Genomic DNA, 18,602 nt, shown 5'->3' on the forward strand with positions numbered 1-18,602 from the left:
GAACCTCCCCACGGAGGTTACCCCGGGGCGCCGCCGCGTAGCTCCGTCAGGGCCCGACCGCCGTGGCCCGGCTCACGAGCCCGGTGTCGGGACGAGGACGTCGCGGTCAGAAGCCGAACCCGCCGATCCCGCCAGGAGCTCCGTCACCGTCCGGGTCGTCCTCCCCCGATGCGGCCCACGCTGCCCAGACGGCCGACGACGCGGCGTAGGCGGCGACGGTCCAGAGGATCGCAGCGCCCACCGCTTCACCGAGGGCGAGCCCCGCAGGATCCGTGCCGAGCAGCCGCGCGACCGCGCCAGCCTGCCGGGCCTTCCGGCGGCGCGGAGCCGAGCAGCTGTTCGTAGCGGCTGAGCGCGAGAGGGTTGGGTGCCGCCGCCGTCGGCCCGGCCTGCTGGCCGGACCGACGGCGGGCCAAGCGGTCAAGGATGCCCATGACCGGCTTCTCCGGGCCCGTCGGCGGCCGTACCGCCGACGGGCACGATGCGGTAGCCCTGCCGGGCGAGGGCGTGTGCCATGTGCTCGGCGTACCACTCGGGCCAGGCCTCGTCGTAGACGCCGCCGAGGTTCTCCCGCTCGTGGATGCCGTGCGCGGCCGCCGCCCCTTCGAGCAGGCCGCGCAGCAGTGCGGTGGTGTCACCACCGGTCGGTACCTGCACAGAGGTCTCCATCGTGGTCTCCGCCGCCCCTGCGCCGTCAGCGGCCGGGGAGCCGGTCGACGACCTGCTGAAGCACCCACTCGTTGCCGTCCGGGTCGGCGAACGACGCGAACGAGGCGTAGCTGTCGTTCTCGGGGTGGGCGCCCGGCACCCGGTTGGTGGCGTCGGCCCAGTGGAAGACGCCGTCCTGGTCGTGCCAGATCTCACTGACCTCGGCACCCCGCTCGGCGAGCTCGGCACGCGCAGCGGCGAGGTCGGTGACGACCAGGTGGAGGCCTCGGACCGAGCCTGGCGTGGCGTCGGTGAGGTGCTCCCCGAAGATGATCGACGCCGGCGAGCCCGGCGGGGTGAGCTGCACGACGCGCAGACCGCGGTCGGTGGCGAAGTCGGCATCGTGCCGCCACCCGAGACCCTCGTAGAAGGCCTTGGCGCGGTCGACGTCGGAGACGGGCAGGACGACTACCTCGAGCTTGAGTTCCATGATGTTTCCTCCTGGTGGACGACTGTCTGCTGGATGGTGTCGTACCCAGAGTCGCCCGGCCCGGCCCGGTTCGAGCCGGTGTATCCCCCTGGTGCACACCCTGGTGTCGCAGGCCGGCGGCCCCGCGACGTCCCTGCGGCCCGTGGACGGGGCAGGCGCGGTACGGTCGTGTCCGAGAGCACCACGGAGGGCAGCGAATGAGCACCGACACCCCGCGCCACACCGTCACCGCGACGACCCACGTCGCCGAGCCGCCCGAGCGGGTCTGGGCCGAGCTCGTGCACCCGGGGGCGCGCTGGATGCTCGGCGCCAACATCGAGACGGACTTCCGCCCGGGGAGCCCGATCACCTTCGAAGGCCACTTCTTCGGCCGGGTGTTCGCCGACAAGGGCCGGGTCATCGCGGTCGAGCGGCCGCGGCTGCTGCACTTCACGCACTTCGCGCCGCTCAACGGGCTCGCGGACGTCCCCGCCAGCTACCACGAGATCCGCATCGTGCTCGAGCCCGACGACGACGGCACGCTCGTCACGGTGGTGGAGGAGAACTTCGACACCGAGCGGCACGCGGCGGACGCCGAGAAGCACTGGAAGGACGCGCTCGCCACGCTCGCACACCGTGACGACGGAACTCCCACGTCACACCGGTGAGTCCGGCCCGGTACGGCGACCCCACGGGCCTGGCCCGCGCCGTGGGGTCAGGTCAGGTGGTCGAAGTCGCCCCTGGTCCAGGCGGCGTGCCGTTCTGCGGAGCGCAGGACGACGGCGCGGGCGTCGGTCGGGATGACGCCGTCGAAGTTGTTGTAGAGCCGGTCGAACGCGAACCGTGCCACGTGGTGGGCGACCCGCTGGACCACGGGCCCGGACAGCGGGATCCGGTTGGGGTAGCTGCGCATGAAGGAGACCGAGGTGCGGTCGGGGTTGGCGAAGATCGTGTCGCCGCTGAGCAGGACGCCCTTGCCGGAGGCGCCGGAGGCCCAGTGCGCGACGCAGGAGCCGGGGAAGTGTCCGCCGGGCTGGCTCAGGGTGATGCCGGGCAGGATCTCGCGGTCGCCCTTCCATGGTTCGACGGCGGTGTCGGTCCGGGCGAGCCAGTCCGTGTCGGCTTCGCTGACCAGGATGGGTACCTGGCCGAGGCGGCGGCTCCACTCGACCTGGACGCCGTACATGTGGGGGTGGCTCGCCACGATGTACGCGAGGCCGCCGAGGTCCTGCACGGCGGTCACGGCGGCGTCGTCGAGGTAGCCGGGCACGTCGAACATCAGGTTCCCGTGCGGGGTCCGGACGATCTTCGCGGTGGGGCCGATACCGACGTCCGGCACGGTCCTGAGGCCGAACAGGTCGGGCTCCAGCTCCCGGACCTCGATGCTCTGCCCCCTGGCCGCGAGCTCCTCCAGCGTGGTCCAGCGCTGCCCGTCGGCCGGGACCAGCTCACGCTCGTCGGCGCAGATGGCGCACACGGCGGGCCGGGACGCGTTCTCCACGCCACATCTCCGGCAGATCCAGAACGTCATTCGACCGCACCCTCCACCCGGTTGTCACCTGCGCGGCGACCTCAGCAGAAGTGTTGGTCAGGCGGTGCTCGCTCGCACTGCGGCGGTGGCCCGGCCTGCGGGGCACGTGCACCGCAACGCCGTCCCCGCTCGCGGGCGGATCCCGAGCACTGGCGACCGCCGTGGATCGTGGGCACCCTGGACCGAAGCCGATGGAAGGGGTGGACGGTGGGCAGCGTCGAGGCCTCTCAGCGCGGGGCGGACCACCGCCCCGAGGTGGAGCCGGGCCCGTGGTGAGGACCGTCGACGCGGTGGTCGTCGGCGCCGGTCCCAACGGGCTGGTCGCTGCGAACGCGCTCGTCGACGCGGGCTGGGACGTCCTCGTGCTCGAGGCGCAGGACACCTTCGGTGGCGCGGTCCGCACCGCCGAGTCCGTGGCGCCAGGGTTCCGCACCGACCTGTTCAGCGCGTTCTACCCGCTCGCTGCCGGTTCGCCGGTGATCAAGGGCCTGCACCTCGAGGATCACGGGCTCGCGTGGTCACGCGCACCGTCGGTCCTCGCCCACGTGCTCGACGACGGCGAGGCCGCCGTGCTGCACGCCGAGCCCGAGGACACCGCCGCCGGTCTCGAGCGGCTGTGTCCGGGCGACGGCGACGCGTGGCTCCGGCTGTTCGCCGGCTGGATGCGCGTGCGGGACCCGCTGCTCGACGCGCTCTTCAGCCCGCTGCCCGCCGCGCGCCCGGCACTGCGGCTGCTCCGTCGGCTGGGCACCGGCGGAGCACTGGATCTCGGTCGTCTCGCCGTCCTGCCCGTGCGCCGGCTCGCGGACGAGACGTTCCGAGGCGAGGGCGGCGGGCTCCTGCTGACGGGCAACGCGATGCACTCCGACGTACCGCCGGACGCGGCAGGCAGCGGCCTGTTCGGCTGGTTGCTCGCGATGCTCGGCCAGGACGTGGGCTTCCCCGTGCCCGTTGGCGGTGCGGGGTCGCTCGCCGACGCGCTCGCCGCACGGGTGCGGGCGGGCGGCGGCGAGCTCGTCACCGGGACACGCGTCGAGCGGGTGCTCGTCGCGGGCAACCGGGCGGTCGGTGTGCGGACCGCGCACGGCGCGCTCGTCCGGGCCCGGCGCGCGGTGCTCGCCGACGTGAGCGCACCTGCCCTGTACCGCGACCTCGTCGGGACGGCGCACCTGCCGCCCCGCCTCGTGCGCGACCTCGACCGGTTCCAGTGGGACCACCCGACGTTCAAGGTGAACTGGGCGCTCGACCGACCGCTCCCCTGGACCGCCGAGGCGGCTCGAGGTGCCGGGACCGTGCACCTCGGCGTGGACCGCAGGGGCTTCGTCGACGTCGCCGCCGCTCTGTCGAAGGGCGAGGCTCCCGAGCGGCCGTTCCTCGTCCTGGGGCAGATGACGACGTCGGACCCGACCCGCTCGCCGCGCGGCACGGAGTCCGCGTGGGCCTATTCGCACGTGCCCCACGGCGTCGACTGGACGGCCGACGCCGTCGCCGACCAGGGGCAGCGCATGGAGGACGCCCTCGACCGGGTCGCGCCGGGTTTTCGGAGCACGGTGGTGGGCCGGTCCGTCCAGAGTCCCGCCGACCTCGGGGCGGCGGACGCCAACCTGGTCGGCGGCGCGGTCAACGGCGGGACGTCGGGGATACACCAGCAGCTGGTCTTCCGGCCGACGCCTGGGCTCGGCCGGCCGGAGACGCCGGTCGACCGCCTGTACCTCGCCAGCGCGTCGGCCCACCCGGGTGGTGGCGTGCACGGCGCGTGCGGGTGGAACGCGGCGCGCGTCGCGCTGGCCGCGTCGAACCCGCTGGGCACGCTTCCCCGAGCGCTCGCGCGCAGCGTGTGGGGACGGCTGCTGCGCGACACCTGACGGCGCCGCATGACGCCGCGCCGTGGACCGTGCCCGCCCCGGTCAGCTTGAGCGCTGCTCGGGTGCCCGCCGCTCGGCGAGGAAGATGAGCCGCCGCAGCGTCTCGACGTTCCGCGGAGCGATCACCGCGCTGCGCACCGGCCGTGGCACGGCCGTACCGGGCCCCTTGTCCGCGTCCTCCGTGACGCGGATCCTGCACCCGCTGCCGCCGTGCTGCGGCTCGACCTCGATCAGTACGCGCGCCTCGCCGGCAGGCCAGCCTCTTGCCTGCAGCTCGATCGAGCGCCCCGCGTCCCACCCGCGGACGACCGTCTCGTCGTCGAGCAGCGCAGGCCACAGGCCGACGGAGTGGAGGATCCGGGCGCCCGGCTCCGGCCACGTCGAGTCGACCGCTCGCACGCGTGCCGTGCCGACCACCCAGCTCGAGTAGGACCAGCCGTCAGCGAGCACGCCGAGGACCGCGCCCGGGGTGCATCGGGCGGCCCGCGTGACGGTCACCATGCCTTCACGGTAACGAAGTACCGGGCACTGGCAACCGGTTACGGCCCCGGCCGCGACCGCCGCACCGGTCCGCGAGTGGCGCGTGCCGAGCCGGGTGCGTGCGGCGCGGAACGTGCCTAGGGTCGAAGGGACGGCTTCGAGACGAGGAGCGAACCCGACAGAGGCGGCGCCAGATGACCGAGCACGCACCCCTCCGCGCTGACGGCCCCGCGGCCAGCCCGAGGGCCGCGCTCGTCACCGGAGCGTCCAGCGGCATCGGGTTCGCCATGGCGCGCGAGCTCGCGCAGCGGGGCTACGACGTGCTGGTCGTGGCGGACCGGGGAGTGGACGAGGCCGTGCACCGGCTGCGCGAGCACACGGGCACCCCGGTGACCGGCCTCCAGGCCGACCTCACCCTGCCCGCCGGCGTCGAGGCGACCGCAGCCCGTGCCAGGGACCTCGAGGTGCGGACGTTCGTCCTCAACGCGGGCGTCGGCGTCCACGGACCTTTCCTGCACACGCCCCTGCAGGACGAGCTGCGGCTCGTCGATCTCAACGTGCGCTCCGTGGTGCACCTCGCGCACCTCGTCGTCCCCGACCTGGTCGCCGCAGGATCGGGCCGGATCGTCGTCGTCTCGTCGATCGCCGCGACGATGCCGGCCCCGCTCTTCGGCACGTACGCCGCGTCGAAGGCGTTCCTCCGCTCGTTCGCCTGGTCGCTGCGCGGCGAGCTCGCGGGGACCGGCGTCAGCGTGACGACCGTCCTGCCCTCGGGAACCCGGACACCGTTCTTTCGCGCGGCCGAGATGGAGCGCACCCACATCGGGCGGGCTCCGAAGGCCAGCCCCGCGATGGTGGCTCGGCGGGCGGTCGACGCACTGCAGGACGGCCGGGCCGAGGTCGCGACCGGACTGCAGGCCAAGGCGCTGGTCGCGATCGCCCGACTGCTCCCGCAGCCTGCGCGCGCGGCGTTCCATGGCTGGTTCTATGCGCCGGGCGCCCCACCGCCCTCGTCCCCGTCATCGAGATGACGCAGACCGGCGGCCGGTTTGCCGGCTCGGGCGCCAGGGCCGGGCCCGCCGCGTCGCCGGATCAGGTCGCCATCCCCCGCCAGACCACGTCGAACGCGGCCCGCAGCCGGTCACGGGTGACCGGGTCGTCGAACCGGTCTCCCCGCACGACGGCCTGGTAGTAGGCGGCACCGGCGAACGCGTCGAAGCACGCGTCCACGTCGAGGTCCGCGCGAAGGATGCCACGGGCGATGCCTGCACGGAGGGCCTTCTCCATGGGCACCCGTCGGCGGGCGACGTGCGAGGTCCAGTACGCCTTCTGCAGGGCACGGTCAGCCATCACGAGGCGGATGCGCTGCCGGAACCGCACCTCGGAGTAGCCGCTCGCGCTCAACGAGGCGGGATCCCCGAACATCGCCGCGAACACCGACTCGCGCAGGTCCCCGTGGGTCGGGATGTCCGGGGGTACGGCTCGTCCGACGTCGAGCGCGGCCGCGATGAGGGTCGTCAACGACGGCCACCGCCGGTACAGCGCCGCCCTGCTGACTCCGCTGCGCGCGACGACGCGGGAGACGGTGACCTCGTCCTCCGCGTCGATGAGGCCGAGCGTGGCTTCGATGATCTGGGCGTCGAGGTCCTCGTCACGCGGCCGGCCAGGACCACGACGGGCCGGCGTCCCTGCATCCGCCGTCATGCGGCGAGCGCCCGCTGCCGAAGTCTGGCGATGGTGTCGTCGCCGAGACCCGCGGCGCGCAGCGGTCCAAGGGCGTCACCGTGTCGTTCCCGGAGGGTGGCCAGGAGGATGCGCATCGAGGTCTCCATCGGGCCGTCCTGTCCGTCGCTCTCCACGACGGCGCTCCGTTGTGCGTCGACGTCGAGGCCGAGCCGCAGGAGCAGCACGCCCATGGAGCCGCGGGTGCGCTCCATGATGGCCGTCATGTTGGCTCCGGTCCGTGCGTAGTCGGTGACGATGTCGTCGTCGGTGGCGCCGAGCACGAGCAGCAGGACCGCCGCGAGAACGCCCGTGCGATCCCGGCCGGCCGCGCAGTGGAACGCCGTGGCCCCCGGGGCGTGGGCGATCACGTTGAGCGCCGTGACGAGCTGCGGAGCCGCTCCCTCGACCATGCCGACGTACATCTGCCCCATCGCCGTGTGGTCGATGACGGGAACGCCCTTCGGCATCGAGGCCGACATGGAGTCGCTCACGTTCGGGATGAGCGGCAGGTGGTGGTACGCCACCGGGTACCCGGCGAAGGGCCCGCGGCCGGTGATGGCCACCTCCTCCGGTGACCGGAGGTCGATCACCGCGGTGAGGCCGCCGTCCACGAGCTCGCGCGCCGCGGCTTCCGTGACGATCGAGAGGTCGTCCGCACGGACCGCCAGGCCGTGGCGGAGCACGCCGCCCGTGATGGAAATGCCACCGAGGTCGCGCAGGTTGACCGGTGCGCTGAGCTCGACGTCGATATCTGCCGTGGTCATGTGATTCTCCTTCGGATGAGGGCGCTGCCCTGGTCGATGACCGTGACGAGCACGATGATGCAGAGGATGATGGCGCTGAGGTGTCCGTAGTCGTACATCCGCATCGCGGTGGTGAGCTCGAGCCCGATCCCGCCGGCGCCGACGAGGCCGAGGATCGTCGCACCGCGCACGTTGCCCTCGAAGAGGAGCAGCGTGTACGACACCAGGAGCGGTGCGGCCTGCGGCAGCACTCCGTACTGGATGACCTGCCGCTTGGACGCCCCCACTGCTTGCATGGCCACGATCGGTCCGCGGTCGACGGACTCCATCGCCTCGGCGAAGATCTTGCCGATCGAGCCGAGCGAGCCGAGGGTCATCGCGAGGATGCCGGCGAACGGCCCCAGGCCGACGGCGGAGACGAACATCAGGGCGAACACGAGGTCGGGTACCGAGCGGATGATGTTCATCAGCCACCTGGCCGGGTAGTACACCGCCCTCGGCGCGATGTTGGCTGCCGCGGCGAACGCGACGAGCAGGGACAGCGCGGCGCCGAGCACCGTGCCGACGATCGCCATCTGGAGCGTCTCGACGAGCAGCTCCAGGATGACGCCGAACTTCGAGAAGTCGGGCGGGAACAGCCGCGAGAGGAACTCGCCCATGTTCACAGCGCCCTCGCCGAGCTTGACGAAGTTGAACTCCGCGCCGCCCATCGACCAGACCAGGACGACGACGGCGACCGGGATTCCGAGGAGGAACCGGGTCCGTGGCATCGAGACAGCGCGTTCGAGCCGTGCCCGCTCGGCCACGGACAGATCCACCGGGTCCGTCCGGCGGGTGCCCGGGTCAGTGGTCGTCGTCATCGTGCCGGCCTTCCTCGTCGTACAGCACGGCGAGCTTGGTGGGGTCCAGCTCCGCGGTCGGCGCGGAGACGAGCATCCGGCCGTGCCGCAGACCCACGATGCGGTCGCTGTGCGTCAGGGCGAGAGGGAGCACGTGGAGGCTGACGAGCACCGGGATGCCGTCGTGCGTGGCGATCTCGCGCAGCAGCCGCAGCACGGAGCCGGCCAGCTTCGGGTCGAGAGAGGCGACCGGTTCGTCCGCCAGGAGGACCTTCGGCTGCTGCATCAGTGCCCGGGCGATCGCTACTCGTTGCTGCTGGCCCCCGGACAGCGAGCGCGCCGGCATGGTCGCCTTGTGGGCGATCCCCACCCGGTCGAGGAGCTCCATCGCACGCCGGCGATGCGCGCCGGAGAACCCGCCGACGGCGTTGATCGCGCCCGCGCCGTGCAGGGCACCGGTGAGGACGTTCGTGAGCACGCTCAGTCGCGGGATCAGGTTGAACTGCTGGAACACCTGACCGACCTGCGACCGCAGCACGCGTAGCTCGCCGCGCGCGAGCTGCGTGACGTCGTGTCCGGCCACCCGTGCCGACCCGCTCGTGACGGGCGCGAAACCCGTGAGGCTCTTCATCAGGGTCGACTTGCCCGACCCCGACGCGCCCAGCAGGGCCACGAGCTCACCGGGGAACAGGTCGAGGTCGAATCCCTCCAGCACCGCCTGCTCGCCGTAGGAGACGTACAGGTCGCGCACGGTGACCAGCGGCAGCCCGTGCTCCGTCTCGAGCGACCGCAGCCCGCGAGCCGCGTCCGGCGACCCCGCCGTTCTGACCGCCGCGCTCATTCGAGGTCCTCGAGCTCCACCCCGGCGACCGCAGCGATGTCGGCGAACGAGGTGAAGATGCTCGGCTCCGGGGCGGTGACGACGTCAAGTCCGATGAAGGAGCTGTAGGCGGCAAGCTTCTCGGCGTTCTCCTCCGCGAAGACCTTCGGGATCGCTTGCTCGAGCAGCGTCCGGGTCTCGTCGTCCAGGGACTGCCTCGCCAGCACCGTCCCCATCACCTCCATGGAGGGGCTCTCCCCGACGGCACGCCACTCCCCCTCGGCGAACGGGAACGTCGGCGCGCCCATCTCGGTGAGCACCACCGCGGTGCATGCGGCGTCCACCTGTCCCTGCTCCAGGGCGACGAAGCTGCCCTCGTGCCCGCCGGCGAAGATGGCCTCGTAGTCCTTGCCCTGCTCGAGCCCGGCCTCGTGGAGCATGTAGACGGGCATGAAGTAGCCGGAGCTCGACGCCTGGTCGGCGAACGCGACGGTCGCCCCCTCCAGGTCGGCCACGGTCCGGATGGGCGAGTCGTCGAGCACGACGCACGTCGAGACCGGCTCGTCGCTGCCCTCCCAGGCCAGGAGTGCGTCGACCTCACCGGTGTTGACCGCGAGCGCGGACGGGAATCCGCTCATGATGCCGATGTCGACATGGTCCGAGCGGATGGCCTCGACGACGCTGAGGTAGTCGGGCACGTCGGTGACCTCGACCTCGCGGCCGGTCTCCTCCTCGAGCAGCTCGACGAGCGCATCGGTGGGGTTGGCCTGGGTCGGGTCGTCCGAGACCGGCAGGGTGGCGATCGTGATGGGGGTGTCGGACGCCGACGCCGTGCTGCCGTCAGATGCCTGGCAGCCGGTGAGGGCGAGCATGGAGATGCCGAGCACGCCCACCGCCGGGATGGTGTAGCGACGCATGGTGACCTTTCGGATGAGTGACGGGCTCTCGGAATTCCGAGAACCCCCGTATCTCAACCGGGCAAGGTGGCGTGCAATTACGAGACCGCCGTACTGCGAATAGAACGCTGCGTGAACAGCCAGTTGCGCACGGGCCGCCGGGTGCGCGGCTAGTCGTTGCCGCCGGCGAGGAGCCCGAGTGCGGCCTTCATCTGGTCCGCTTCGGGGAGACTGTCCGGGTCGATGAGGAACTGCGCGACCAGGCCGACGGTGAGGGCGTGGGCCAGAGCGCCGATTCCTGCTTCGGCCACGGTGGGGGCTTCGGGCCCGCCGCCCCTCTTGCCCGTCAGCAGAGCGGCGAACTCGCGGCGGGCCTCCGTCGCCCCGACGGCGAACTGCTCGCGCAGCCCTTCGTCGAACTGAGCCTGGGCGAAGGCCTGGATGCTCGCGGACTGGAGGTCGCGAGTATCGGGGAGCGTGGCGCGGATCGCGGACAGGGCCGCTGCGAGCCGTTCGACGGGAGACTCGCCGTCCGCCTCGCGGACCAGGCGGGTGATGGTGTCTCCCCAGTCGCTGCTGAGCTCCAGGACGGCAAGGTTCATCAACCGGTCCTTCGACCCGTAGTGGTAACCGATCGAGCCCAGATGGGCACCCGAAGCCTCCGCGATGTCACGGGCAGTCGTCCGCCCGTACCCCTTCTCGACCAGGCACCGCTTGGCACCGGCCAGGAGATCGTCCTTCTGTCCCATGCCACGACCCTAGCCGACCGTTGGAACGTGCGTTTTGCACGTACGTTCTTGCAAAGTGGCACCGGGCGTGCGTAGGCTCTCTGATATGAACGTACGTACAAATCCGGTCGCAGCGACTCCCCTCGCCACGGTGCGTCAGTGGTGGGGGCTCGTCGTGCTGCTCCTGCCGGCACTGCTGGTGTCGATGGATATCTCGATCCTGTTCATCGCGGGCCCCGCGCTCTCCCGGGACCTGGCCCCCACGGCGACGCAGTGGCTGTGGATGATGGACAGCTACAGCCTGGTGGTGGCCGCTCTGCTGGTGACCATGGGGAGCCTTGCGGACCGCATCGGTCGGCGACGGCTGCTGATGACCGGTTCCGTGGCCTTCGGTGCGGCCTCTGCGTTGCTGGCCTTCGCCCCGTCACCCGAGCTCTTCGTGGCAGGCCGCGTGCTGCTCGCCGTCGGGGCAGCGACCTTGGCGCCGTCGACGCTTGCCCTCGTGCGCAGCATGTTCCTCGACGCGGATCAGCGCCGGAAGGCCGTGGCGGCCTGGACCATCGCCTTCACCGGCGGTGCCGTGCTCGGACCCATCCTGGGCGGGCTCCTGCTGGAGCGGTTCTACTGGGGCTCGGTCTTTCTGATCAACCTCCCGGTGATGGTGCTGCTGCTCATCGCAGCACCCCTGCTGATCCCGGAGTCCAAGAACCCCGGCGGCGCACGGTTCGACATCCCAGGAGCCCTGCTCTCCCTCAGCTCGCTCGTCGCTCTCGTCTACGCCATGAAGCGCTTCGCCGAGCACGGCTCCGAACCGGAGGCCTGGATCGTCCTGTCCGGGGGCCTGGCTCTCCTGGTGTGCTTCATCCTCTGGCAGCGCCGGGCAGCTCACCCGCTCATCGACGTCGAGCTCTTCCGGCGCCCCGCCTTCACCGGGGCAGCCCTGGCGAACCTCCTGGCGACCGTGGCGATGACAGGCCTGGGGCTGCTGGCCTTCGCCCTCCTGCAGTCGGTGCACGGCATGAGCCCGCTGCACGCCGGGCTCGTGGCACTGCCCACCTTCTTCGGCACGGCGGGCGGAGCCGTGCTCGGGTCGGCACTGGCCAGACGGATCAGGCCCGGCGCCATCGTGGCGGCCGGACTGACGATCGCCGCCGCCGCGATGGCATACATCGGTCTGACGATGCAGCCAGGATCGGTCTGGGCGTTCCTGGCCGGGTACGTGGTGCTGACCTTCGGTATCGGCATGGTCAGCACCCTGGCCAACAGCCTGATCCTGACCACGGCACCCAGCGAGCACGCGGGTGCGGCGGCCAGCATCTCCGAGACCGCCATCCATCTGGGGAGCTCCCTCGGCATCGCGGGGTTCGGCACCATCTCCGCCACCGTCTACCAGAGGCACATGGAGGACGCGTCGATTCCCGGCATGCCTGCGGACGCCACCGGGTCCATCGGCGCCGCCGAGGCGATCGCCGCCGAGCTGCCCGGCGCGCAGGCCGCCCAGCTCCTGGACCTGGCCACCACCGCGTTCTCGCACTCCGTTGCCGCGGTAGCTCTGGCCGCGAGCGCGGTGCTCGTTGCGGCCGCGATCGTCACCGGGACGCTGCTACGCCGAGTCCCCTCCACGACGACGACCACCGACGGGCACGCCCACTGATCCTGCGCGATCCTCGGTCTCTCCATGCGGTCAGCGTGTGCTCGTGCTTTCACGCTCCGGCTGCCGTAGGATGCGCTGTGCGAGGGGAGTACTTCCCAAACATCGTCCGGTCATTACGGCGCACCAGCGACCTCGGGCGGCGACCCTGCTGTGCAGGGTGAAGGAGACCTCGGAGCCATCTACAACGGAGACTCCTTGCTCGCCACCAGCACAGCCACTTCCTCTGCCGTGACCTCTGTCGCCACCCCCACCATGTGGCTCGTCACCATCCTCGCCGTCCTGGCCCTGCTCGCCGTCGACTTCCTCATCACCCGACGCCCGCACGAGGTGTCCATGCGTGAGGCCGTGGGCTGGAGCGCCTTCTACATCGCCCTCCCGCTCGCCTTCGGCGGATGGATCTGGGCCACCTTCGGCTCGAGCACCGGCGTGCAGTACCTCACCGGGTACCTCGTCGAGAAGTCGTTGTCGGTCGACAACCTGTTCGTGTTCATGCTCCTGCTCACCGCCTTCGCGGTACCGCCGGCGCTCCAGCAGCGCGTGCTCCTGCTCGGCATCGTCGGAGCCCTGGTGCTCCGTGGGATCTTCATCGCGCTCGGCGCGGCCGTCCTGGCCAACCTCAGCTGGGCGTTCCTGCTCTTCGGCGCGATCCTCCTGGCAACTGCGGTCAAGATCCTGATCGACCAGCTCCGCGGCGGCTCGCACGACGTCGACGTCGCCGAGCTGCGCTCGGTCAAGCTGATCCGCCGCTTCATGCCGGTCACGGAGGACTACCGCGGCCCGCGGCTGTCCGTCCGTGAGAACGGGCAGCGCATGCTCACCCCGCTGGCGGTCGTCGTCGTGGCGATCTTCGCCGCCGACGTCGTCTTCGCCGTCGACTCGGTCCCCGCCGTGTACGGCATCACGAGCGACCCGTACCTGGTGTTCGCGACCAACGCCTTCGCCCTGCTCGGTCTGCGCGCGCTGTACTTCGTGCTCCAGGGCGCTCTGAGCAAGCTGGTACACCTCGGGTACGGGCTCGCGACCATCCTGGCGTTCATCGGTGTCAAGCTCGTGCTGCACTGGGCCCACGGCATCTGGACGAGCGTCCCGGAGATCCCGACGCTCGCGTCGCTCGGCGTCATCCTCGCCGTCCTCGCCATCGTCACGGCGACCAGCCTCTACGCCACCAGGGGGTCCGGGGACCCGCACGACTCGGCGCACCTCGCCGAACCCGGTCGGCACCCGCACGACTCCATGGGGCGCCAGGCCGACGTCGACGAGGCACCGAGCGTGTCCGAGCCCGAACCGCGGTGACCGGCACGGGCTCGGCGGTCGGCACCAGCGGCTGACCGCTCCGAACGGCTCGCCCCTCAGGGCGTCGGCACCGGTCCGGTGCTGTCCCGCACGATCAGCTCGGTCGGCAGCGTGTGCGACGACGCTTCGCGCCCGCCGAGCAGATCTGCGAGGGCGCCCGCGGCCAGGTGCCCCTTGGCCGTGACGTCCTGCCGCACGGTGGTCAGCGCGGGAAGACCCGCAGTGGCTACCCGGCTGTCGTCGTAACCGACGACCGACAGGTCGTCCGGCACGGACCGGCCCAGCGCGGTCGCTGCCGCGATGACGGCACGGGCGAACACGTCGTCGAAGCACAGCACCGCCGTGACGTCCGACGACTCCAGCAGCTCGGTGGCCGCCACGAGGGCGGCAGACACCGGCAGGAGCGTCGTCCGTGCGATCACAGGCTCCACACCGTGCTCTGCGAGAGTCTCACGCCACCCGAGCAGCCGGTCCCGGTTGGGTGGGTCGAGGGCGAACTGGTCGGTCAGCGCAAGAACTCCGATCCGGCGGTGGCCCAGGTCGAGCAGGTGCTGCGCTCCTGCTCTGGCACCGCCGAGGTCGTCGACGCCGATCGTGGTGACGTCCTCCCCCAGGTCCTGGTCGACTGCGACGACGGGCAGCTTGCGCCGCCCGAGCCACGCGACCCCGGCCGAGGCCGGGTCGCAGGTGTAGACGAGGGCGCCGTCGACGGCGACGTCGCGCGCGGGGAGGAATCCGTCGTCCTGCGGCGGGGGCAGAACGGTCAGCGCCAGGCCTCGGCGGGTGAGCTCGTCGGCGACCGCGGCCACGAACTCCGCCGACACGGCGTCCTCGAACGACTCGCTGAGAGGGCCGTTCAGCAGGAGCCCGACCGAGCCCGTGCGCCCGCGCGCCAGAGCCCGGGCGGCCGGGTCAGGCCCGCTGTAACCGAGCCGCTCCGCGGTCGCGAGGATCCGCTCCCGTAGTTCCTTGGACAGCTGGTCGGGGCGCGAGAAGGCGTTCGAGACCGTCATCCGGCTCACGCCCACCTCGTCCGCGACGGACTGCAACGTCACCTTGGCCATAGCCAGGTCAGTATCGCTCACGCTGCTCCCCGCGGGGGCCCGCCACGGCGAGCGACACGGTCTGGGTCGTGGCGCACGGTGGATCGAGCCAGGCCGCCGTCCTGCGCAGCGCTCCGGCGAGCGTCGCCCGCAGCCGAGCGCGATCGCTGCGCCGACGACCTGGCGGACCGTCCACGACCGGAGCGTTCGGGCGAGCGCTGTTCACCTCGGCGATCATGCGCCGCAGCGCGAGGTTACCGCCGGTGTACTCGTGCATCCTTGCCACCTCCAATGGCTTCTTGACCGGTACAGTACTGCCGTGTTTCTGTACCGGTCAAGACGCGGCGCGCACAATGTCGGAACACAGCGGCACTGCCCGGGAGAGGTCCGCTCAGACAGGGGGTGACGGAACGCGTCGCTCGACGGCACGGGACGGCGGCGAGTCGACGGCCCAGGCGGCGGTGCGCGAACGGAGTGCGGCGCCCAGCGCGGCGACCACCGCCGACGTCACGGCCGACCCGTCCAGCGAGCCGTGCCAGTAGCGCACGAGGAGCGTGGTGCGCGCGGAGTCGGCGGCGACGTGCAGTACGTCGGGCGCAGGAGCGGCCAGGACGCCCGGTGCGGCCGAGACGGCGGGCAGCACGACGCTGTCGAGCTCGTCGTCTCGGAGGTCCGCGAGCCGGACCTCGACGATGCTGCGGCGCGTCCCGATGGCCGTGCCGTTCACGAGCGGCTGGGAGATGACCGCCGAGTTGGGCACGTGCACGCGGACGCCGTCGTAGGTCTCGAGCACAACGGCGCGGCTGTTCAGGGACGTGACGACGCCCGTCCAGTCACCGAACACCAGCTCCTCGCCCACCTTGACCGGCATCCTGGTCTGCAGGAGGATGCCGGCGCCGAAGTTGTCCGCCAGGCCGCGCATGGTCAGCACGACGACGATGCCGACCACGACGACAACGGTCAGGATCGGCTGAGTCTGCGCCCCGAGGAACGTCAGCGCGAGACCGATCCCTGCGAGCAGGACGAGATATTTGACGGCGCCGACCACCAGGTCCTGGACCTGGGGCGTGAGGCCCTTGATCCGCGCCGTCGCGACGAGCGCCGCCCGGCGGGCGTACCGGGTGGCCAGCCATGTGGCCAGCAGCGTCAGCGCGGCGAAGAGCACGTCCCAGCCGTCGAGGCTGTCCGTCGAGAAGAACCGAGCGAGCGCGTCGGCCACGGTGGCCTCCCTTCCGGCCGCTGCGGCCACGTCACCGTGCGCGACGTTCGGGCACCCCTCGTCGTCGGAGCCGGCGCTGCCTCCGAGAGTACGTTCGGGCGGACGGCAGCGCGCGCCGGTGACTCCCCCGGCGAGCGGTCCTACGCCGTCGTCGGGGAGGTCTCGGCGACCTTACGTCCGCTCGAACCCGTCCTCGGCGGCGAGCGCATCGGTGAGCAGCGTGACGAGGGCTTCCAGCTGCACGTCCGTGGACGACGCCGCGTCCTCGTCGCCCGCCCCGTCCAGTGCCCTGGCGGCCAACCCTGCCTTGCTGTCGATCAGCTCGGCGATCGTGGAGTCGATCGTCTGGGCGGCGATGATCCGCCAGGCGGTGACGGGCTCGGCCTGGCCGATCCGGTGGATCCGGTCGATGGCCTGGGTCTGCTCGGCGTAGGTCCAGGACAGCTCGGCCAGCACCAGGTTGGACGCCACCTGGAGGTTCAGGCCAACTCCGGCGGCCGTCAGGGAGCACACCACGATCGACACGTCGGGGTCGCCGGTGAACGCGGCGATGTTCCTCTCGCGCACCTTGGGCGTCTGGTCGCCGCGGATCGAGGCGTAGCCGATGCCGCGGTCGGCGAAGGTCTGCTCGGCCTGATCCATCACGTCGACGTGCTTGGCGAAGAACACCACCTTGCCGACGTTGCGGGCCAGCTGTGCTGCGTAGTCGGCGGCCAGCCCGGCCTTGGCCTGGCCGATCCGGCGGACCATGGTGAACACGTTCTCGCCACCGGTCCGCGAGCTCGAGTCCTTCAGCTCCGCGGCCGCCACTCTGCGCGCGAGGTCGGTGTCGACCGCGCCCACTGCGACGTCGCCGCCACGCGCCTCGACGGCGGAGCGGTAGCGGCCGACCAGACGGCGGGCGAGCGCGGCCTCGGCGGCGCGGATCGAGCGGGCCGCCGGGCCGTCGAGCTCGACCGGCAGGTCCGCCACGCGGCGAGCGGGGATGTCGGCGACCACGTCGGCCTTGCGCCGGCGCACGATACCCATGTCGATCACGCTGGCCCTTGCGGCGCCGTAGAACCCCGGGTCCGCCGGGGTGAGCCCGGTGTCCTCGAGAGCTGACAGCAGTGCGCCGAGCGGCTTCGCGTCGTCGATCCAGCCGAGGAACTGCCAGATCGCCCGGAAGTCCTCGATGTCGTTGATCAGCGGCGTGCCGGTGAGCGCCATCAGGAGCGGCCGGGCGGTTCGGGCACGGATCCGCTCGGAGACGGCGAGCACGTGCCGGGAGCGCTGGGAGCCCTTGTTCTTGATGAAGTGCGCCTCGTCGACGATCATGCCGCGGAACCCGAGGTCGCCGAGCCAACCGACGTGCCGGTCGAGGAGCTCGTAGTTCACGATCACGACGTCCGCGAACCCGTCGATCCGCTCGCCGTCGCCGTGGACCACCGTCGGCCGACGCTGCGGGGTCCACATCTCGACCTCGTGCGCCCAGTTGGTCTTGACGACGTTGGGCGCCACGACGAGCAGCGGGTAGGCGTCGGCCGCCTGGGCGGCGAGCAGTGCCTGAGCGGTCTTGCCGAGCCCCGGCTCGTCGGCGAGCAGGAAGGTGCGGTGCCCGCGAGCGGTGGCCTCGACGACCTGGGCCTGGTGCGGCATCAGCTTCCGGCCCTGGGGAGCGGACACCGAGCGGGCGTCGGGCAGCGACATGCAGGCGGGTGCGCCGGGGCCGGCGTGCTCGAAGGACCGGAAGAGCGGCTCCAGCAGCTCCCAGCCGGCCAGCCGGCGCGCCCGCGGGGCCAGCCGCTCGGCCGCGGCCTCGAAGTCAGGGGCGAGGAACGGGTTCGCCAGCTGGCGCGAGATCACCGAGCGGGGCACCACACGCTTCTCGGCGCCGGGCGGCGGCGCGGCGGGCGGGGCCGGCGGGGGCTCCTCGGGCGGCTCCAGCCCGCCGGCGCGCATCATGGTCGCCTTGAAGGCACGCGCCGCGTCGGAGACCCGGGCGTCCTCGGCGAGCAGCTCGAGCAGCGACGTGTCCCGGGCGGCGATCTTCGCCAGGAGCGTCGCCACCTCGTCGAGCCGCTTGAGCTGCTGGGTCCGGCGGGACGGGGACAGGGTGTCGTCGGCCCGCACCCGGGCCCGCTCCTCCCGCATGAGCAGGGCGACCACCTGGAACTTCGTGCGCACCGCCTGGCTCGTCGGCGGTCGCCGCACGGCGCCGTCGACCTCGCGGGCAACCTCCGCGAGCACCGGGATGATCCCTTGCTCGGTGGGCCGCGGGGAGCGGCGGCGCTGGGCGCCGGACCCGGTCCGCGCGCGACCGGACCTGCGTTGGCCTGGTCGGGCCACATCTCCTCCTTCAGTACATCCGTACCGCAACTGAGGCGCTGCGCGCCCCGGACCGGTCGAACGTCGGATAACCCGGCCGTGGGGCGGGCAGCCCGGGCCAGGGCGCTACGATCGGCCGCCAGGTCACCGCGCAGCGTCTCCACCTGCGCCGGCTGCGCCCCGTGCTCACGCCGATGGTGACACGCCGCCGGGTGTCCTGGTGAATCACCCGCTGGGCATGGTCATGGTCCTGCTTGATCGGCGCAGAACCCGGAGTCTACCGCCGGACACCCCTGCCCAGTGTGCACCGCCGTCTCCCAGCACGCCGCGGCGAAGGAAGGG

General features: G+C 71.9%; 20 protein-coding genes. 5 read left to right on the forward strand and 15 right to left on the reverse strand.

The window, feature by feature from the left end:
• Positions 1-106: 106 nt before the first annotated feature.
• From ACFS27_RS20020 to ACFS27_RS20030, 3 genes are all read right to left on the reverse strand, one after another.
• On the reverse strand, positions 107-241 hold the full coding sequence (locus ACFS27_RS20020; protein WP_377186438.1) for a hypothetical protein: 135 nt from the start codon (positions 239-241) through the stop codon (positions 107-109).
• A gap of 179 nt (positions 242-420) precedes the next feature.
• Positions 421-669 (reverse strand): hypothetical protein, encoded by a 249-nt coding sequence (locus ACFS27_RS20025; protein WP_377186441.1) that lies wholly within the window; start codon positions 667-669, stop codon positions 421-423.
• 25 nt (positions 670-694) lie between these two features.
• Positions 695-1,138, reverse strand: coding sequence for a VOC family protein (locus tag ACFS27_RS20030; RefSeq protein ID WP_377186444.1), 444 nt, complete (start codon positions 1,136-1,138; stop codon positions 695-697).
• A gap of 197 nt (positions 1,139-1,335) precedes the next feature.
• Between ACFS27_RS20030 and ACFS27_RS20035 the strand changes: the two genes are divergently transcribed.
• Positions 1,336-1,785 (forward strand): SRPBCC family protein, encoded by a 450-nt coding sequence (locus ACFS27_RS20035; RefSeq protein WP_377186447.1) that lies wholly within the window; start codon positions 1,336-1,338, stop codon positions 1,783-1,785.
• Positions 1,786-1,832: 47 nt separating this feature from the next.
• Here ACFS27_RS20035 and ACFS27_RS20040 read toward each other — a convergent pair whose 3' ends face one another.
• Positions 1,833-2,648: a hydrolase gene (locus ACFS27_RS20040; RefSeq protein WP_377186450.1), complete on the reverse strand. Its 816-nt coding sequence runs from the start codon at positions 2,646-2,648 to the stop codon at positions 1,833-1,835.
• 269 nt (positions 2,649-2,917) lie between these two features.
• On the opposite strand from ACFS27_RS20040, the gene ACFS27_RS20045 reads away from it, so the two are divergent.
• A complete protein-coding gene (locus tag ACFS27_RS20045) occupies positions 2,918-4,513 on the forward strand; it encodes a phytoene desaturase family protein (RefSeq protein WP_377186453.1) in 1,596 nt (531 codons plus the stop codon).
• Between the two features lie 42 nt (positions 4,514-4,555).
• Here ACFS27_RS20045 and ACFS27_RS20050 read toward each other — a convergent pair whose 3' ends face one another.
• Positions 4,556-5,014 carry an SRPBCC family protein gene (locus tag ACFS27_RS20050; RefSeq protein ID WP_377186456.1) on the reverse strand — a complete coding sequence of 153 codons (459 nt, stop codon included), beginning with the start codon at positions 5,012-5,014 and terminating at the stop codon, positions 4,556-4,558.
• A 173-nt stretch (positions 5,015-5,187) separates the two neighbouring features.
• On the opposite strand from ACFS27_RS20050, the gene ACFS27_RS20055 reads away from it, so the two are divergent.
• Positions 5,188-6,024: an SDR family NAD(P)-dependent oxidoreductase gene (locus ACFS27_RS20055; RefSeq protein ID WP_377186458.1), complete on the forward strand. Its 837-nt coding sequence runs from the start codon at positions 5,188-5,190 to the stop codon at positions 6,022-6,024.
• A 61-nt stretch (positions 6,025-6,085) separates the two neighbouring features.
• Here the strand turns inward: ACFS27_RS20055 and ACFS27_RS20060 are convergent, their stop codons facing one another.
• The 6 genes from ACFS27_RS20060 to ACFS27_RS20085 all read right to left on the reverse strand — a co-directional run bounded on the left by ACFS27_RS20060 (position 6,086) and on the right by ACFS27_RS20085 (position 10,765).
• Complete coding sequence (locus ACFS27_RS20060; protein WP_377186460.1) at positions 6,086-6,697, reverse strand: TetR/AcrR family transcriptional regulator; 612 nt, start codon at positions 6,695-6,697, stop codon at positions 6,086-6,088.
• The gene (locus ACFS27_RS20065; protein WP_377186463.1) at positions 6,694-7,482 is read right to left on the reverse strand and encodes a tyrosine-protein phosphatase; all 789 of its coding nucleotides are present in this window, start codon (positions 7,480-7,482) and stop codon (positions 6,694-6,696) included. The genes ACFS27_RS20060 and ACFS27_RS20065 overlap by 4 nt, the downstream gene beginning before the upstream one ends.
• On the reverse strand, positions 7,479-8,321 hold the full coding sequence (gene phnE, locus ACFS27_RS20070; RefSeq protein WP_377186466.1) for a phosphonate ABC transporter, permease protein PhnE: 843 nt from the start codon (positions 8,319-8,321) through the stop codon (positions 7,479-7,481). Before phnE ends, ACFS27_RS20065 begins: the two co-directional genes overlap by 4 nt.
• Positions 8,305-9,141, reverse strand: a complete 837-nt coding sequence (locus ACFS27_RS20075) for a phosphonate ABC transporter ATP-binding protein (RefSeq protein ID WP_377186468.1) — start codon at positions 9,139-9,141, stop codon at positions 8,305-8,307. Before ACFS27_RS20075 ends, phnE begins: the two co-directional genes overlap by 17 nt.
• The gene (phnD, locus tag ACFS27_RS20080) at positions 9,138-10,037 is read right to left on the reverse strand and encodes a phosphate/phosphite/phosphonate ABC transporter substrate-binding protein (protein ID WP_377186471.1); all 900 of its coding nucleotides are present in this window, start codon (positions 10,035-10,037) and stop codon (positions 9,138-9,140) included. The genes ACFS27_RS20075 and phnD overlap by 4 nt, the downstream gene beginning before the upstream one ends.
• A 149-nt stretch (positions 10,038-10,186) precedes the next feature.
• Positions 10,187-10,765, reverse strand: a complete 579-nt coding sequence (locus ACFS27_RS20085) for a TetR/AcrR family transcriptional regulator (protein WP_377186474.1) — start codon at positions 10,763-10,765, stop codon at positions 10,187-10,189.
• 85 nt (positions 10,766-10,850) lie between these two features.
• Between ACFS27_RS20085 and ACFS27_RS20090 the strand changes: the two genes are divergently transcribed.
• Together ACFS27_RS20090 and ACFS27_RS20095 are read left to right on the forward strand one after the other, a co-directional pair.
• Positions 10,851-12,398 carry an MFS transporter gene (locus tag ACFS27_RS20090; RefSeq protein WP_377186477.1) on the forward strand — a complete coding sequence of 516 codons (1,548 nt, stop codon included), beginning with the start codon at positions 10,851-10,853 and terminating at the stop codon, positions 12,396-12,398.
• Positions 12,399-12,650: 252 nt separating this feature from the next.
• Positions 12,651-13,691 (forward strand): TerC family protein, encoded by a 1,041-nt coding sequence (locus ACFS27_RS20095; protein WP_377191100.1) that lies wholly within the window; start codon positions 12,651-12,653, stop codon positions 13,689-13,691.
• 56 nt (positions 13,692-13,747) lie between these two features.
• On the opposite strand, the gene ACFS27_RS20100 is transcribed toward ACFS27_RS20095, so the two are convergent.
• From ACFS27_RS20100 to ACFS27_RS20115, 4 genes are all read right to left on the reverse strand, one after another.
• Positions 13,748-14,776, reverse strand: a complete 1,029-nt coding sequence (locus ACFS27_RS20100) for a LacI family DNA-binding transcriptional regulator (protein ID WP_377186480.1) — start codon at positions 14,774-14,776, stop codon at positions 13,748-13,750.
• Positions 14,763-15,011 (reverse strand): hypothetical protein, encoded by a 249-nt coding sequence (locus ACFS27_RS20105; RefSeq protein ID WP_377186483.1) that lies wholly within the window; start codon positions 15,009-15,011, stop codon positions 14,763-14,765. The genes ACFS27_RS20100 and ACFS27_RS20105 overlap by 14 nt, the downstream gene beginning before the upstream one ends.
• A 114-nt stretch (positions 15,012-15,125) precedes the next feature.
• Positions 15,126-15,953 carry a mechanosensitive ion channel family protein gene (locus tag ACFS27_RS20110; RefSeq protein WP_377186486.1) on the reverse strand — a complete coding sequence of 276 codons (828 nt, stop codon included), beginning with the start codon at positions 15,951-15,953 and terminating at the stop codon, positions 15,126-15,128.
• 171 nt (positions 15,954-16,124) lie between these two features.
• The gene (locus ACFS27_RS20115; RefSeq protein ID WP_377186489.1) at positions 16,125-18,281 is read right to left on the reverse strand and encodes a DEAD/DEAH box helicase; all 2,157 of its coding nucleotides are present in this window, start codon (positions 18,279-18,281) and stop codon (positions 16,125-16,127) included.
• Between the last annotated feature and the right edge of the window lie 321 nt (positions 18,282-18,602).

Source organism: Promicromonospora vindobonensis (assembly GCF_042685865.1).
Taxonomy (GTDB): domain Bacteria; phylum Actinomycetota; class Actinomycetes; order Actinomycetales; family Cellulomonadaceae; genus Promicromonospora; species Promicromonospora vindobonensis.